The organism is Micromonospora sonchi (assembly GCF_014646235.1).
GTDB lineage: Bacteria > Actinomycetota > Actinomycetes > Mycobacteriales > Micromonosporaceae > Micromonospora > Micromonospora sonchi.
Genome location: NZ_BMNB01000005.1, coordinates 175,131 through 190,060 on the forward strand (window position 1 = coordinate 175,131; position 14,930 = coordinate 190,060).

The window sequence follows — 14,930 nt, forward strand, 5'->3', positions numbered from 1 at the left end:
TCGCCGTGCCGCCACCGGTGTCCTCCTCCGCCGCCGCCGAGCCGGCCGCGCAGAACGGCCACCACCCGGCGGTGGCGGACCAGCCCGGTGACGACTGGGACCGGCGGATCGCCAGCGGGCTGGCGTTCCTGCGTCGGCGGCTGGCCGGCGACTACGAGGTGGACGAGTTCGGCTTCGACCCGGAGCTGACCCAGGCGGTCTTCCACCCGCTGCTGCGCCGGCTCTACCAGGACTGGTTCCGCACCGAGGTCAGCGGCCTGGAGCACGTCCCCGCCGACGGCGCCGGGCTGGTGGTCGGCAACCACTCCGGCACGGTGGCGCTGGACGCGCTGATCCTCTCCACCGCCCTGCACCACGAACACCCGGCCCGTCGCTTCCTCCGGCTGCTCGGCGCGGACCTGGTCTTCCGGATGCCCGTGGTCTCCGAGGTCGCACGCAAGACCGGCGGGACGGTGGCCTGCAACCCGGACGCCGAGCGGCTGTTGCGCGGCGGTGAGCTGGTCGGCGTCTTTCCGGAGGGCTTCAAGGGTGTCGGCAAGCTGTACGCGGAGCGCTACAAGCTGCAGCGCTTCGGTCGGGGCGGATTCGTCTCGGCGGCGCTGCGCACCGGCACCCCGATCATCCCGGTCGCGATCGTCGGCGGCGAGGAGATCTATCCGATGCTCGCCGACATCAAGCCGTTGGCCCGGCTGCTCAAGCTGCCGTACTTCCCGGTGACGCCGACCTTTCCCTGGCTCGGTCCGCTGGGCATGGTGCCGCTGCCGAGCAAGTGGCTCATCCAGTTCTGCCCGCCGATCCCGACCGCCCACCTGACCGACTCGGCGGACGATCCGCTGGTCGTGTTCAACCTCGCCGACCAGGTCCGGGAGACGATCCAGCAGACCCTGCACGAGTTGCTGGAACGGCGTCCGGACCCGTTCGGTCCTTGAGAACGCCCGCTCCCCGGCGCTTTCAGCCGCTACGGCGACGGCGTTGCAGCGCCACGCCGGCGGTGACCGCGCCGACCACGAGTCCGGCGGCGGCGGTCGACGGAACGGCGATCTTCACGGCGCGGCGGCCGGTGCGGAAGTCGCGTACCTGCCAGCCCTGTCGGCGGGCCTGACGCAGCAGAGCGGTGTCCGGGTTGACCGCCACCGCCCGGCCGACCGTGGAGAGCATCGGCAGGTCGTTGGCGGAGTCGCTGTAGGCGGCGCAGCGATCCAGGTCCAGGCCCTCCACGGCGGCGAGCTGGGTGATCGCCTCGGCCTTGGCCGGCCCGTGCATCAGGTCGCCGATCAGCCGGCCCGTGTACGCTCCGTCGATAACCTCGGCGACCGTACCGATCGCACCGGTCAGGCCGAGGCGGGTGGCGATCACCCGGCCGATCTCCACGGGGGCGGCACTGACCAGCCAGACCCGTTCGCCGGCGTCGAGGTGCCCCTGGGCCAGATGTCGGGTGCCGACCCAGATCCGGGGTGCCATCAGCTCGTCGAAGATCTCCTCGGTGAGCCGCTCGACATCCTCCACCCGCCAGCCCTCGACGAAGGCCAGGGCGGCCTCCTTGGCCCGCGACATGTCCCCGGCGTGCTCCCGGGCAAGCAGCCGGAAACGCAGCTGCTGCCAGGCGAACCGGGCCAGGTCCGCGCCGGTGAAGTAGTTGCGCGCGGCGAGACCACGGGCGAACCAGTAGATCGAGGCACCCTGCATCATCGTGTTGTCCACGTCGAAGAAGGCGGCGGCGCTGGGATCCGGTGCGACCGGCGGAGCGGGCTCCGTCTGGGCCCAACCGGCGGTGTGCCCCTGCGTGTCGGTGCTGACGGTCACCTTGCGGCTGCGCGCCACCCGTTCCCCCTCATGTTGCCCGCCGGGCCTGCTGGTGCCCCCGGTCCGAGGGTAACCGGCCAGGCGGTCGACCGTTCCGATCGCGGTGCGACCGCTCAGGGGCAGGTGCCGGGGGTGGGGCCGAGATGATCGCTGGCGGTGGTGGCGGGCTGACCGCAGCCGATGGCGGTGCGCAGCGTGTCGGCGCGTTCGGCGACCGACTCCAGCAGGACCAGAGAGTGCGAGGTGCGCTCCCGGTCGGCCCGGGACGCTCCCTCCGTCAGTGCGTCGAGGGCCCGGCGCTGCCGGCCGACGAAGCTGTCGACCGCGTCCAGCGGCGCGGCGTCCGCACGCTGCGCCGCAGCGCCGGTGAGGAGGCGTACGCCCTGGCGGGTGTCCGAGTCCATGTCATCCAGCACCGCGCTGTACCCGGCCCGGTCGCCCCGCAGCGCGGACGCCTCGGCCAGCCGGGTGCGGGCGAAGCCGAGGAAGAGTTGGCCTCGGTTGATCTCGGAGCTGGTCAGCGCGAGCTGGGCCCGCTCGGTGCCGCGCTTCATGCCGTACAGCGCGTCACCCGGCACGGCGTTCTCGCTGGCCGCCGAGATGCCGGAGACGGCGATGGCGCCGGCCGCGATGCCGACCAGGATCGCGCCGCGGGCGCGGGCCCGGCGAGCGGTGACGGCCGGCAGCAGGGGACCCCGGCCGGCGCTGGCCTTCTCGGCCGGCCGGGCGGCGGCGGAGGTGCCGATGCCATCCCGGGCGGCCGTGGCAAGCAGCATTGCCCGCAGGCCGGCCCGGAACTCGGGATCCGCCGTGGCCTCGGCCGGTTCGGCGGCCAACTGCCGGCTGAGCGAGACGAGCGGCGTGAGCTGCTCGTCGGACCGGGAACGGACGTGATGGCGTCGGCCGCCGTTCGCTTCGTCAAGAAGCTGCGCAAAGCGCTCGGCGCGCCGACGGGAGAAGAGGGCGTTGTCCACCGCGGCACCTCCTCTCGCTGGACCCGGCCGGTCGGCCGCGGTCACCGGCAGCGACCGATGACCGCGTGACGCCACGGCGGAGGCCGTTGGCGCCGGTCGCCCGTCATCGGGGAAATCCGGAGGTCCCGGACTGTCACCGGTCGCACCCGGAGAAACGCGCCGCGCCGCCTTCCGGTTACGGGCTGCCGGCCCGAAATGTCGCAAATTGATCACCGCCCCGAGGCTGCCCGAGGCCGAGATGTCCGGACACCCAGGACGACCATGTTCGTGGACTAGGGCTGGAAACCGTCCGGGAGCAGCCGGGCCAGGGCCCGGACAGCGCGGTACTGAAGCGCCTTGATCGCGCCCTCGTTCTTGCCCATCGACCGGGCCGTCTCGGCGACCGAGAAGCCCTGGAGGAAGCGGAGCACGATGCACTCCTGCTGCTCCGGGTTGAGCCGCTTGACGGCGCTGAGCAGGGCGACGTTGGTGATGTGCTCCACCACCGCGGCCTCCGGGCTACCCTCCGGGCCGCGATCCTCCCGGTCGGCGTCGAGCACATCGCCGGTGGTCACCTCCAGCCGGTAGCGGCCGGACTTGAAATGGTCGGCTACCAGGTTGCGGGCGATGGTGACCAGCCAGGCTCCGAGGTCGCGGCCCTGCCAGGTGAAGCTGCCGATCCGCTTGAGCGCCCGCAAAAAGGTGTCGGAGGTGAGATCCTCGGCGAGTTGCCGGTTGCCGACCCGGAAGTAGACGAAGCGGAAGACGGTGTCGACGTAGCGGTCGTAGATCAGGCCGAACGCCTCGGCCTCACCGGCTTGCGCGCGTTCGACCAGGGCCCAGACCTCGGTGGCCGGATCGGAGGGATCGGGGCGACTCGGAAAACCGGTGGAGGCGCCGGGAGCGGCGGGGACGGCGGGAAGGATCGTGGTCTCGGCCGCCGGCCGTTCGGTGACCACCCCGTCTCCGCCGCGCCGGGCCTGGGCCGGCATGGTCGGTCGGCTCGGGGAGGCGACCCGGCCACCAGCCGGTCCCGCGTTTCCGCCGGGCGTCGATGGTCGATGCGGCGGCTCGTTCTGGTGCGGCCTGCTGCTCACCCGCTGTGCGGCACCCTCACCCCGAGTGGGCAGGTTGCCCGCGGTGTCCTGCGGGCCGCGACCGCCCGCCCGCTCGTTGACCGGGGTGCGTGCCGGATCGGTCAGGCCCACCAGGCGGTGCGCGAAGCCGAAGGTGGTCATCGTGCCGCCTCCGTTCCGCCGTCCGCCAGCCCGCCGGTGGACGATGGTCGATTGGTCAGGTCACCGCTGGGTAGGATGCCTCCGGGGCTTGCCGGCGGGCGGCAGATCCCCTTGAGGTGCTGGTCCGATGCGCTCACGAGCACGGGGGGCCTCCTCGGGCTGAGGGGTGTCGACTCACGGCAAAACGGGGTGAGCCGACCCGAGTGATGATAGGGCCAACGTCACCCGCGCGTGGCAAGTCCGTTACACAGGGCCGAAGTATTTCCCGACCCGCCGGGGGCGTGGCGGACCGGTTGTCCGTCGAGGGTGGTTGACAATCGAATTTCCGGCTGTTTGGGACGAGGTCGCAGGTCAGGGTGGTCGTCAACGATGTATCGCCGGTCTGCCGAGACCCCGGCTCGGCCTCCGCGCGAGGTGCTCCGCCTGTGGCCGCAACGCCTCGCGGGGCCTTCCGAACGCTGCCGGTGCGGCCCGATCGGGTTCCGTGCACGGGACTCAGCCGCGTCCGGCGGTCGGGGGCGCGCGTTGTCGTCGTAGGACCGTCCCGTCCCCCGGCGCCCTCGGTCGTGCGGTGGCCGGATCCGGCGTCGACCCGGGGCCGGGTGGACGTGGTCGGCTGGAGCAGGGCTGTGCCAGACTCGGCCACCGTGCAGTACGCCGCCGACGCGAGGTGAGGAGACCGATGCGTGAGCCCCGCCTGACCCTGATCACCAGACCTGGCTGTCACCTGTGTGAGGACGCCAAGGCCGCGCTTGATCGGGTGGTCGCGGTCACCGGCGACCGGTGGACCGAGTGGGATGTCAGCAATGACGTCGAGTTGGAACGCGAGTACGGCGATCGGCTACCGGTGGTGCTGCTCGACGGCAAGGAGCACGGCTACTGGCGGGTCGAGGAGGACCGGCTGCTGCGGGATCTGACCACGCCTCAGCTCTAGCCGCCAGGGATGTTCGCGCCCGGATAGGGTGCGGCGATGACCCCTGCGCGTACCCATCTGGTGTGGGACTGGAACGGCACCCTGCTCAACGATCTCGATCTGGTGGTGGCCTGCACCAACGCCGTGTTCGTCAGCGAGGGCGGGCCGACGGTGACCGCGGCGGAGCATCGGGTGCGCTTCCGTCGGCCGATCGCCGACTACTACGCGGAGGTGCTCGGCCGCGCGGTGGACGGCGAGAACTTCGGCCGCTTAGACAAGATCTTCCACGAGGCGTACCGCCTCGGGCTGACCACCTGTGAGCTGGCCCATGACGCCGTCGACGCGCTGGCGGCCTGGTCGGGCAGCCAGTCGCTGCTGTCCATGTGGTTCCACGACGAGTTGGTGCCCGCCGTGCGGACGTACGGCCTGGCCGGGCGCTTCAGCCGGGTCGACGGGCTGCGGGCCGAGGTCGGCGGCGACCGCAAGGCCGAGTCGCTGGTGCGGCACCTCGACGAACTCGGCGTGGACGGTCGTTCGGTGGTGCTGATCGGCGACTCGATCGACGACGCCGACGCCGCGCTCTCGGTCGGCGGTCGCGCGGTGCTCTACGCCGGTGGTTTCACCGACCGGGCCCGCCTGGAGGCCTCCGGTCACCCGGTCGCCGACACCCTGGCGGAGGCGGTCCACCTGGCCCGGTCCGTCTAGGGCCGCTTCTCCGCGTTGACCGTGAGGTCGGCGGCGATGTCGTCTCCTCCGGTGCCGTCAACCTCATGATCAACGGGATCGGGTGGGGTCAGGTGCGGAGGTAGGCCAGGACGGCTCGGACCCGACGGTGCTGCTCAGTGTCGGGGGGCAGGTCGAGCTTGGTGAAGATGTTGCGGACATGCTTCTCGACCGCGCCGTCCGTCACAACGAGGGTGCCGGCGATCGCGGTGTTGGAGTGCCCCTCGGCCATCAGGGCGAGCACCTCGCGCTCGCGTGGGGTCAGGTTCCGCAGCGGGTCGTCGCGGCGGCGGCGGGCGAAAAGCTGGGCGATCACCTCGGGGTCCAGGACGCTGCCACCGTCGGCGACCCGCTCCAAGGCGTCGAGGAACTCGCCGATCGCGGCCACCCGGTCCTTGAGCAGGTAGCCGATCCCGGCCCCGGTGGCGAGCAGATCGTCGGCGTACGACACCTCGACGTACTGGGAAAGCACCAGGATCGGCGTCCGGGGCACCAGCCGGCGGGCCTCGACGGCGGCCCGCAGCCCCTCGTCGGTGTGCGACGGCGGCATCCGGACATCGACGATCGACACGTCCGGACGGTGGGTCACCACGGCCGCCACCAGGGACTCCCCGTCACCGACGGCGGCCACCACCTGGTGGTCGCGCTCGGTGAGCAGCCGGACCAGCCCCTCCCGGAGCAGGACGGCGTCGTCGGCGATCACGATCCGCATGGACGTGTTGTCTACCACGAACCGCTCACAGCGGCAGTTCCGCGCGTACCTCGGTGGGGCCGCCGGCCGGGCTCGTCACGGTGAGCTGCCCGCCGGCCGCGCGGACGCGGTCGGCGATTCCGGCCAGTCCATGCCCCTTGGCCAGGTGCGCGCCGCCCTGGCCGTCGTCGGCGACGCCGACCCGCAGCTGCGACCCGTCCCGCTGGACGGTGACCTGGCACTCGGTGGCCCGGCTGTGCTTCGCCACGTTGGTGAGCGCCTCGGCGACCACGAAGTACGCCGTGCTCTCCACGGCCGGGTCCAGCCGTCCGCCGGGCGTACCCAGGTCGTCCTCGACCTGTAGTTCGGTGGGAACGAGGGCGAGGGCGGCGAGGGCGGCCAGGGCACTGGGCAGCCCCCGGTCGACCAGAATCGGCGGAGCGATTCCCCGGGACAGCCCCCGCAGCTCGTTCAGGGTCTCCCGGGTCTGGGCGACCGCCTCGTCCAGGGTCCGCCCGGCCGCCCCCGGATCGGCGGCGAGCTGCTGCCGGGCCCGGCTGAGGTCCATGGCGAGGCGGACCAGGCGCTGCTGCGGGCCGTCGTGGATGTCCCGCTCCAGCCGGCGCAGCGCGGATGCCTCCGCAGACGCGGCGGCCCGCTTCTGTTCCTCCAGCATGATGATCCGGTGCCGCATCTCGGCCACCCCGGTCAGCAGGGAACGGGCCAGGCCGGCCTGGAACCGGGCGCAGCCGCGCGCCACCAGCGGCAGGGTGAGCAGGAAGAACAGCCCGATCGAGAGGTTCAGTGCGAGGCGTGCCGCGACACCGTCCCCCATGCCGAGCAGCTCGCTGAGGTCCTGGTTGTCGGGGCCGTCGGGCAGCGCCCAGAAGTAGGCCGGGTAGAGCATGCCCCCGACGGCTCCGGCCCACCAGGTGAGCACCACGGCGAACGTGGATAGCTCCACCATCGGCCGGACGAGCGCGTGCAGCAGGTCGAGCCAGGACTGGGTGTCCCGCACCGGCACCAGGCTCCGCCGCCAGATGCCCTCGGACGGGTCGGGGGTCAGGTAGTCGGGCCGGACCAGTGGCTGGCGCAGCAGGGTGGCGATCCGCAGCCGCTCGAAGTCGGCCAGACTGCGGACCACCTGGAGGGAGCCGGCGAGGACCGGCAGGCCGATCGCGACGACCAACAGACCGCTGCTGAGTGAGATTCCCGCCACGGCCAGCACGAAGGCCGCCAACCCGAGCGGCATGCCGGAGAGCACGTAGCCCGAATCCAGGAGGAGTTGCCGGTGGACGATCCGGACACGGGTGGTGACGGTGGGCGCGGGGGTCATCGGTACGACGGTCACGTTTCGAGGCTATGGCGCGGAACCCGCTCGGCCCATCCCGTGCGCCGGCCTCTCCATGGTAGGGCTCTCCCTACCATGGGCGAGAAATTCGCGTCGTCGAGCGGTGACATGACGTTACTGGGCGCGCGTGATTGGTCAGAGAAGTCGGGATTGGGCAATAATCGCGCCGGCGGGTCGCCACGAGGATTGTCATCGATCTTGCGGAAGGGAGGGGCTGGTGAAGACGGGGTGCGTGCCAACAAGATCGCGATTTGTGCACGTCTTCACAAGCGCCTACTCTGTGATTCCGACGCGTCCTGCTAGCACAGCCGGCAATCTCGGTCGTCAGCGGGAGTCCCTAGTTGGCCGGCCGGTGGAGTTGGTCAAGGATCGCACCGCACGGAGTCTCATGAGTCAGCACCGTCACCCTGGCGCGCCCGACCGCGCCGGTGCCGTACCGGCGCTTCCGGATCTGCCTGAGGCGACGGTGGCCCGGCTGCCCGAGTACCTCCGTGCCCTGCACAATCTCGCCGAAACCGGTCACGAGACGATTTCCAGCGAAGGGTTGGCCAACGCCGCCGGGGTCAACTCGGCCAAACTCCGCAAGGACCTGTCCCAGCTCGGCTCGTACGGCACCCGGGGGGTCGGCTACGACGTGGGGCTGTTGATAGAGCAGATCGAGTACGTGCTCGGTCTCACTCAGCGCCGGGCGGTCGCGCTGGTGGGCGTGGGTAACCTCGGTCACGCCCTGGCCGGGTACGACGGCTTCGCCAGCCGCGGCTTCCGGATCGCCGCCCTCCTCGACGCCGACCCCGGTCGGGTCGGCGAGGAGATCAACGGCCTTGTCGTCCGGCACATCGACGAGCTGCCCCGGGTGGCGGCCGAGGACTCGATCGCGATAGGTGTCATCGCCACCCCCGCGACAGCGGCCCAGCAGGTGGCGGACCAACTCGTGGCCGTCGGCGTGACGAGCATCCTGAACTTCGCGCCCTGCGTGCTCTCGGTCCCCTCCGGCGTCGACGTACGCAAGGTCGACCTCGCCGTCGAGCTTCAGATCCTGTCGTTTCATGAGCACCGCAAGGCATCCCAGACCGCGTTTCCCACCGCCGGTGGGTCCGCCCTGACCGCCCTTCCGGGTGGCCTCGCGGTCACCGAGAGCCAGGAGGCGATCGGCACGTGAAACTCCTCGTCGTTGGCGCGTCCTACCGCACCGCGTCGGTCGCCGCCCTGGAACGGCTCGCGGTGTCCTCGGCCGATCTCACCCGCATGCTGGACCGTCTGGTCGCGCAGCCGTACGTGAGCGAGGCCGTCCTGGTCTCCACCTGCAACCGGGTGGAGGTCTACGCGGCGGTGTCCGGCTTCCACGGCGGTCTCGGTGACATCTGCGCGGTGCTCGCCGAGCAGGCCGACTGCCAGCCGGCCGGGCTGGCCAACCATCTCTACGTGCACTTCGACTCCGCCGCGGTGAACCATGTCTTCCGGGTCGTCGCCGGCCTGGACTCGATGGTGATCGGCGAGGCGCAGATCCTCGGTCAGCTCCGGGACGCCTACCACCGGGCCAGCGAGGCCGACACCGCCGGACGCCTGCTGCACGAACTGATGCAGCAGGCGCTGCGGGTCGGCAAGCGGGCCCATTCCGAGACCGGCATCGACCGGGCCGGTCAGAGCGTGGTCACCGCCGCGCTGGGGCTGGCCGCCGGTCATCTCGACGACGACCTCGCCGGTCGTCCCGCGCTGGTCGTGGGAGCGGGGGCGATGGGCTCGCTGGGCGTGGCGACGCTGTCCCGGCTCGGCGCCGGGCCGCTGAGCGTGACCAACCGGAGCGCCCAGCGGGCGGCCCGGCTGGCCGAGTCGTACGGCGCGACCGCGCGACCGATGGCCGAACTGGTCGACACACTTTCCACAGTGGACATCGTAGTGGCCGCCACTGCCTCCGCCGAGCCGGTCCTCACCCGCGAGGTCGTCGCCGAGGCGGTGGCCGCTCGTGACCCCGAACGTGGGCCGCTGGTCCTGCTCGACCTGGCGGTGCCGCGCGACGTCGGCCCCGGCGTGGCCGGGTTGGCCGGTGTCGAGGTGATCGACATCGACCGGATGGCGGCCCTGCTCGCCGATGGTCCGGCCGCCGTCGACGCCGCCGCCGTCGAACGGATCGTGGCCGGCGAGGTCGAGTCCTTCCTGACCTGGCTGCGCGGGGCCGACGTGGCGCCGACCGTGGCCGCCCTGCGCGGGCGGGCCGACGACGTGGTCGGCACCGAACTGCGCCGGCTCGCGCAGCGTCGCCCCGACCTCACCGACGACCAGCGCGCCGAGATCGCCCGTACCGTGCACCGGGTGGTCCAGCGGCTGCTGCACCAGCCGACCGTGCGGGTCCGGCAACTCGCCGCCGAGCCCGGTGGCGACCAGTACGCGGCACTGTTGCGCGAACTCTTCGACCTCCAGGTCCCACAGACCTCACCGGTGGACACCGTCCCCGACATCACTCCAGCCGAGGAAGGTGAGCGATGAGCGAGCGGCAGCGAGCGAATCATCAACTGAGCGTCCCGCTGCGCCTCGGTACCCGCGGCAGCAGGTTGGCGATGGCCCAGTCGGGACACGTCGCCGACGCCCTGACCGCCCGCACCGGGCGCCCGGTCGAACTGGTCGAGGTGATCACCGCCGGCGACCAGTCCACCGCCCCGGTGCACCGGCTCGGTGTCGGCGTGTTCGTCTCCGCGCTGCGCGACGCGCTGCTCGCCGGGGAGATCGACTTCGCGGTCCACTCGTACAAGGATCTGCCCACCGCGATGCCGGCGGGGCTGCACATCGCCGCGGTGCCGCCGCGACAGGACCCGCGCGACGCGCTCGTCACCCGCGACGGCAAGGGGCTGGCCGAACTCGCCCCCGGCGCGAACGTCGGCACCGGCGCGCTGCGGCGGATCGCCCAGCTGCACGCCCTGGGCATGCAGTTGACGGTCACCCCGATCCGGGGCAACGTCGACAGCCGGCTGGCCCGGGTACTCGGGCCGGAGGCCGACCTGGACGCGATCGTCCTGGCCCGGGCGGGGCTGGCCCGCCTCGATCGGACCGACCTGATCACCGAGACGCTCGACCCGATGCTGATGCTGCCGGCACCCGCCCAGGGCGCGCTGGCAGTGGAGTGCCGGGCAGACGACCCGGATATGGTCGAACTGCTCGCCACGCTCGACCACGCACCGTCACGCGTCGCGGTCATCGCGGAGCGGGCGATGCTGGCCACCCTGGAGGCCGGATGCTCCGCTCCGGTCGCCGCCTACGCCGTCGTCGCCGAAGGCGAGCCAACCGGCTCCGGCGCCGAAGGCGATGTTGTCCAGGAGATCTACCTGCGCGGGGCGGTGATCAGCCCGGACGGCAACCGCGACATCCGGCTGTCCCGCACCGGTACGCCCGCCGATGCGGCGGAGATCGGCAAGGCACTCGCCGCCGAACTCCTCGACCTCGGCGCCGACTCGATCCTCGGCCCGCACGTACACGACGGCCCGGGGACCCAGCAATTTGGGAGCACAGAATGACCCGCACCCGTAAGCCCGTAGGCCGTATCGCGTTCGTCGGGGCCGGTCCCGGCGACCCGGGCCTGCTGACCCGCCGGGCGCACGACGCCCTGGTCGACGCCGACCAGGTGGTGTACGACCGGGGAGTCCCCGAGTCGCTGCTCGACGTCGTCCGGGCCGAGGCGAAAACCGACACCCAGTTCACCCCCGCCGAAGGCGTGCCGGGCGACGTGGCGAAGGTGTTGATCTCGGCCGCCCGCTCCGGGCAGAACGCGGTGCACCTGGTGACCGGCGACCCGTTCGGCCACGACTCCGTGGTCAAGGAGGTGCAGGCGGTGGCGCGTACCGCCGCGCACTTCGAGGTGGTGCCCGGCGTGGGACAGGCCGAGGGGGTGGCCACCTACGCGGGCGTTCCGCTACCGGGCGTCCGCACCGCCGCCGACGTCGAGGACGTCAGCACCCTGGACTTCGAGGCGCTGGCCGCCGCCGTGCACCGCGGCTCGCTGGCGCTCTCGGTGGACGCCGGTGACCTCGCCGCGATCCGCGACGGGCTGCTCGCCGCCGGGGTGGACGGGGGCACCGACGTCGGGGTGACCGGCGACGGCACCGGGGAGACGCAGTACACCACCACGTCGACCGTGGACTCCTTCGTCGCGGCGGCACTCGGCTTCACCGGCCGGGTCGTGCTGACCGTCGGTGACGGGGTGGGCCAGCGGGACAAGCTCAGCTGGTGGGAGAACCGGCCGCTGTACGGCTGGAAGGTCCTCGTTCCCCGGACCAAGGAGCAGGCCGGCGTGATGAGCGCCCGGCTGCGCGCGTACGGGGCGATCCCGTGCGAGGTGCCGACCATCGCGGTGGAGCCGCCGCGTACCCCGGCCCAGATGGAGCGCGCGATCAAGGGCCTGGTCGACGGCAGGTACGCCTGGGTCATCTTCACCTCGGTCAACGCGGTCCGCGCCGTCTGGGAGAAATTCGCCGAGCACGGCCTGGACGCCCGGCACTTCGGGGGTGTCAAAATCGCCTGTATAGGGGATGCCACCGCCGACGCGGTCCGCGCCTTCGGCATTCAGCCGGAGCTGATCCCCAGCGGGGAGCAGTCCTCCGAGGGCCTGCTGGCCGAGTTCTCGCCGCACGACGAGGTGCTCGACCCGGTCGGCCGGGTGTTGCTGCCGCGCGCCGACATCGCCACCGAGACGCTCGCCGCCGGGCTCACCGAGCGCGGCTGGGAGGTCGACGACGTGACCGCTTACCGGACGGTCCGGGCGGCTCCGCCGCCCGCGGAGATCCGGGACGCGATCAAGTCGGGCGGGTTCGACGCGGTGCTGTTCACCTCCTCCTCCACGGTCCGGAACCTGGTCGGCATCGCCGGGAAGCCGCACGCGCGTACCGTGGTTGCCGTCATCGGGCCCAAGACGGCGGAGACCGCCACGGAGTTCGGCCTGCGGGTCGACGTCCAGCCGCCGAACGCCTCCGTGCCCGAACTGGTGGAGGCGCTCGCCGGCTACGCCGTCGAGCTGCGGGAGAAGCTCGCCGTGATGCCGGCGAAGCAGCGCCGCGGCTCGAAGGTGCAGGGCCCGACCGCACTCAGGTTCCGGTAGTCGCCAAGGAGACCCTCATGCCGTACCCGGAGATCCGGCCCCGCCGGCTGCGCCGCACCGCAGCCGTGCGGCGGCTGGTCGCCGAGACCCGCGTGGACCCGGCCGAGCTGGTCGTGCCGATGTTCGTCAAGGAAGGGCTGACCGAGCCACGGGCCATCGTCTCGATGCCCGGTGTGCTTCAGCACTCCCGCGACTCGCTGCGTAAGGCCGCGGCGGAGGCCGTCCAGGCCGGCGTCGGCGGGATCATGCTGTTCGGGGTGCCGGAGTCGCGGGACGAGCGCGGCTCCGGCGGCATCGACCCGGGCGGCATCCTCAACGTCGCGATCCGGGACGTGGTCGCCGAGGTGGGCAACGACACAGTGGTGATGAGCGACCTCTGCCTGGACGAGTTCACCTCGCACGGGCACTGTGGGCTGCTCACTCCGGACGGGTCGGTGGACAACGACGCGACCCTCGCCGCGTACGCCGAGATGGCGGTCGCCCAGGCCGACGCCGGGGTGGCGATGGTCGGGCCGTCCGGGATGATGGACGGCCAGGTCGGCGCGGTACGCCGGGCGCTGGACGCGGCCGGCCACACCGACGTGGCGGTGCTGGCCTACGCCGTGAAGTACGCCTCGGCGTTCTTCGGCCCGTTCCGGGACGCGGTGGAGTCGGCGCTCGAGGGCGACCGGCGCACCTACCAGCAGGACCCGGCGAACCTGCGCGAGTCGCTGCGCGAGGTCGAACTGGACGTGGCCGAGGGCGCCGACCTGGTGATGGTCAAGCCAGCCCTGCCCTACCTCGACGTGGTCTCGGCGGTCCGGGCCGCGGTGGATGTCCCGGTCGCCGCCTACCAGGTCTCCGGCGAGTACGCGATGGTCGAGGCAGCCGCCGCGAACGGCTGGATCGACCGGGAGCGGGTGATGCTGGAGACGCTCACCTCGATCCGCCGTGCGGGCGCCCAGATCATCCTCACCTACTGGGCCGTCGAGGCCGCCCAGCTGCTCCGCCAGCGCTACTGAACCAGGAGGGGCGGGCGGCTCGCGTGCCGACCGGGAGGCCCGGCGACGGCGCAGCCAGTGGGAGGTACGGGTGGCCAAGTATCGCAGCCTCCCACCGCCCCCGGATCCTCGGACCTGGGACTACTGAGCGCCGCCCGCCAAGGTTCAGCGGGAGTTGTCGAGGCGGTGCACCAGGTCGGCCACGTCGACGCTGTACTCGCACCAGTCTCGATCCGGGCGATAGCCCAACTCGGCGTTGACCTTGAGCATGGCCTCGTTGGCCTGGGCGTTCCACGTCTGGACCTCGGTGAGCTGCGGCTCGGCCGAGCGCAGCTCCAGCAGCATCCGGGCCTTGATCGCGCGGTCGATCCCGTAGCCGCGGTGGTCCTGCACCACGATGGTGTCGTACTGATCGGCACGGCTCGGATGCTGGGCCGGCACCACCACCTCGGTCAGGCCGGCCACCTCGCCCGTCTGTTCATGCAGGGCGAGCACGATGTACGGCTTCATGCCCCGCCGATGCAGGCAGTCCAGGCTGTCGCGTAGCCGCTCCGGGTCGTACGAGCTGGGCCGCAGCTCGCCGTCCTCGACGTCCCGGAGCTCGGCCTTGGCTCGCGCGTACGCCTCGATCAGCTCGTCCGGTGGGCCACCCGGGTGGAACTGGACGTGGTAGCCCGTGCCGACGCCGGTGGACATCTCGGCCAACTCGGTCCAGTCGACGCTCGACAGGTCGAGCACACTGCGAGTCTCCACGTACTCCCGGCTGAAGCCGAGCGACTCGTAGAAGCCGACGGCGGGGGTGTCGCCCACCACCTCGACGCCGATCGACTCGAAGCCCTCCTGGTAGACCCGGCGAGCGGCGCGCAGGACGAGATCCCGGCCGATGCCGCGGCGGCGGAGGGAGGGGTGCACGAGCACCTCCAGCACGCCGATGTTGCCGAGCAGCAGCACGTGCACGTGACCCAGGATGGCGCCGGGCGTCCCGTCGGGGGAGGGCTCGGCCTGGGCCACCCACGAGATCCGCCGTTCGCCCGGCATCACCTCGGCGAGGTATTCGCGCAGGCGACTCTCCCGCCACGGCGGATCCTGCGGGAGATCGGCCGCCAGGACCGCGTTCAGCGTGTCCAGCAGCGACGCGATCTCGGCGGACGACGCGGTCCGGGGGCCCCACTCGCGCACCATCACCCGTCTAGCT

General features: G+C 72.0%; 14 protein-coding genes. 8 read left to right on the top strand and 6 right to left on the bottom strand.

Annotated elements, in window-relative coordinates; translation table 11 throughout:
* The first annotated feature begins 17 nt into the window (after positions 1 to 17).
* Positions 18 to 929 (top strand): lysophospholipid acyltransferase family protein, encoded by a 912-nt coding sequence (locus IEY61_RS07710; protein WP_373293114.1) that lies wholly within the window; start codon positions 18 to 20, stop codon positions 927 to 929.
* Positions 930 to 951: 22 nt separating this feature from the next.
* Here the strand turns inward: IEY61_RS07710 and IEY61_RS07715 are convergent, their stop codons facing one another.
* The 3 genes from IEY61_RS07715 to IEY61_RS07725 form a co-directional block, all read right to left on the bottom strand.
* Positions 952 to 1,821 (bottom strand): HAD family hydrolase, encoded by an 870-nt coding sequence (locus IEY61_RS07715; RefSeq protein WP_189041950.1) that lies wholly within the window; start codon positions 1,819 to 1,821, stop codon positions 952 to 954.
* Positions 1,822 to 1,916: 95 nt separating this feature from the next.
* Positions 1,917 to 2,777 carry a DUF5667 domain-containing protein gene (locus IEY61_RS07720; RefSeq protein WP_189041952.1) on the bottom strand — a complete coding sequence of 287 codons (861 nt, stop codon included), beginning with the start codon at positions 2,775 to 2,777 and terminating at the stop codon, positions 1,917 to 1,919.
* Positions 2,778 to 3,049: 272 nt separating this feature from the next.
* On the bottom strand, positions 3,050 to 3,994 hold the full coding sequence (locus IEY61_RS07725; protein WP_189041954.1) for an ECF subfamily RNA polymerase sigma factor, BldN family: 945 nt from the start codon (positions 3,992 to 3,994) through the stop codon (positions 3,050 to 3,052).
* A gap of 682 nt (positions 3,995 to 4,676) precedes the next feature.
* Between IEY61_RS07725 and IEY61_RS07730 the strand changes: the two genes are divergently transcribed.
* Together IEY61_RS07730 and IEY61_RS07735 are read left to right on the top strand one after the other, a co-directional pair.
* Positions 4,677 to 4,928 carry a glutaredoxin family protein gene (locus tag IEY61_RS07730; RefSeq protein WP_189041956.1) on the top strand — a complete coding sequence of 84 codons (252 nt, stop codon included), beginning with the start codon at positions 4,677 to 4,679 and terminating at the stop codon, positions 4,926 to 4,928.
* Between the two features lie 36 nt (positions 4,929 to 4,964).
* A complete protein-coding gene (locus IEY61_RS07735) occupies positions 4,965 to 5,612 on the top strand; it encodes an HAD family hydrolase (RefSeq protein WP_189041959.1) in 648 nt (215 codons plus the stop codon).
* Positions 5,613 to 5,700: 88 nt separating this feature from the next.
* On the opposite strand, the gene IEY61_RS07740 is transcribed toward IEY61_RS07735, so the two are convergent.
* The gene (locus IEY61_RS07740; RefSeq protein ID WP_189041961.1) at positions 5,701 to 6,342 is read right to left on the bottom strand and encodes a response regulator transcription factor; all 642 of its coding nucleotides are present in this window, start codon (positions 6,340 to 6,342) and stop codon (positions 5,701 to 5,703) included.
* Positions 6,343 to 6,367: 25 nt separating this feature from the next.
* Positions 6,368 to 7,657 (bottom strand): sensor histidine kinase, encoded by a 1,290-nt coding sequence (locus IEY61_RS07745; protein WP_189042092.1) that lies wholly within the window; start codon positions 7,655 to 7,657, stop codon positions 6,368 to 6,370.
* Positions 7,658 to 8,060: 403 nt separating this feature from the next.
* Between IEY61_RS07745 and IEY61_RS07750 the strand changes: the two genes are divergently transcribed.
* Genes IEY61_RS07750 through hemB form a run of 5 tightly spaced genes read left to right on the top strand, consistent with a single transcriptional unit; the run spans position 8,061 to position 13,756 of the window.
* Positions 8,061 to 8,831, top strand: a complete 771-nt coding sequence (locus tag IEY61_RS07750; protein ID WP_189041963.1) for a redox-sensing transcriptional repressor Rex — start codon at positions 8,061 to 8,063, stop codon at positions 8,829 to 8,831.
* Positions 8,828 to 10,156 (top strand): glutamyl-tRNA reductase, encoded by a 1,329-nt coding sequence (locus tag IEY61_RS07755; protein WP_189041965.1) that lies wholly within the window; start codon positions 8,828 to 8,830, stop codon positions 10,154 to 10,156. The genes IEY61_RS07750 and IEY61_RS07755 overlap by 4 nt, the downstream gene beginning before the upstream one ends.
* Positions 10,157 to 10,182: 26 nt before the next feature.
* Positions 10,183 to 11,178 (top strand): hydroxymethylbilane synthase, encoded by a 996-nt coding sequence (gene hemC / locus IEY61_RS07760; RefSeq protein WP_189042094.1) that lies wholly within the window; start codon positions 10,183 to 10,185, stop codon positions 11,176 to 11,178.
* Positions 11,175 to 12,755, top strand: coding sequence for a bifunctional uroporphyrinogen-III C-methyltransferase/uroporphyrinogen-III synthase (locus IEY61_RS07765; protein WP_189041967.1), 1,581 nt, complete (start codon positions 11,175 to 11,177; stop codon positions 12,753 to 12,755). The genes hemC and IEY61_RS07765 overlap by 4 nt, the downstream gene beginning before the upstream one ends.
* 17 nt (positions 12,756 to 12,772) lie before the next feature.
* Positions 12,773 to 13,756 carry a porphobilinogen synthase gene (gene hemB / locus IEY61_RS07770; RefSeq protein WP_189041970.1) on the top strand — a complete coding sequence of 328 codons (984 nt, stop codon included), beginning with the start codon at positions 12,773 to 12,775 and terminating at the stop codon, positions 13,754 to 13,756.
* Positions 13,757 to 13,900: 144 nt separating this feature from the next.
* Here the strand turns inward: hemB and IEY61_RS07775 are convergent, their stop codons facing one another.
* Positions 13,901 to 14,917 (bottom strand): GNAT family N-acetyltransferase, encoded by a 1,017-nt coding sequence (locus tag IEY61_RS07775; RefSeq protein ID WP_189042096.1) that lies wholly within the window; start codon positions 14,915 to 14,917, stop codon positions 13,901 to 13,903.
* Between the last annotated feature and the right edge of the window lie 13 nt (positions 14,918 to 14,930).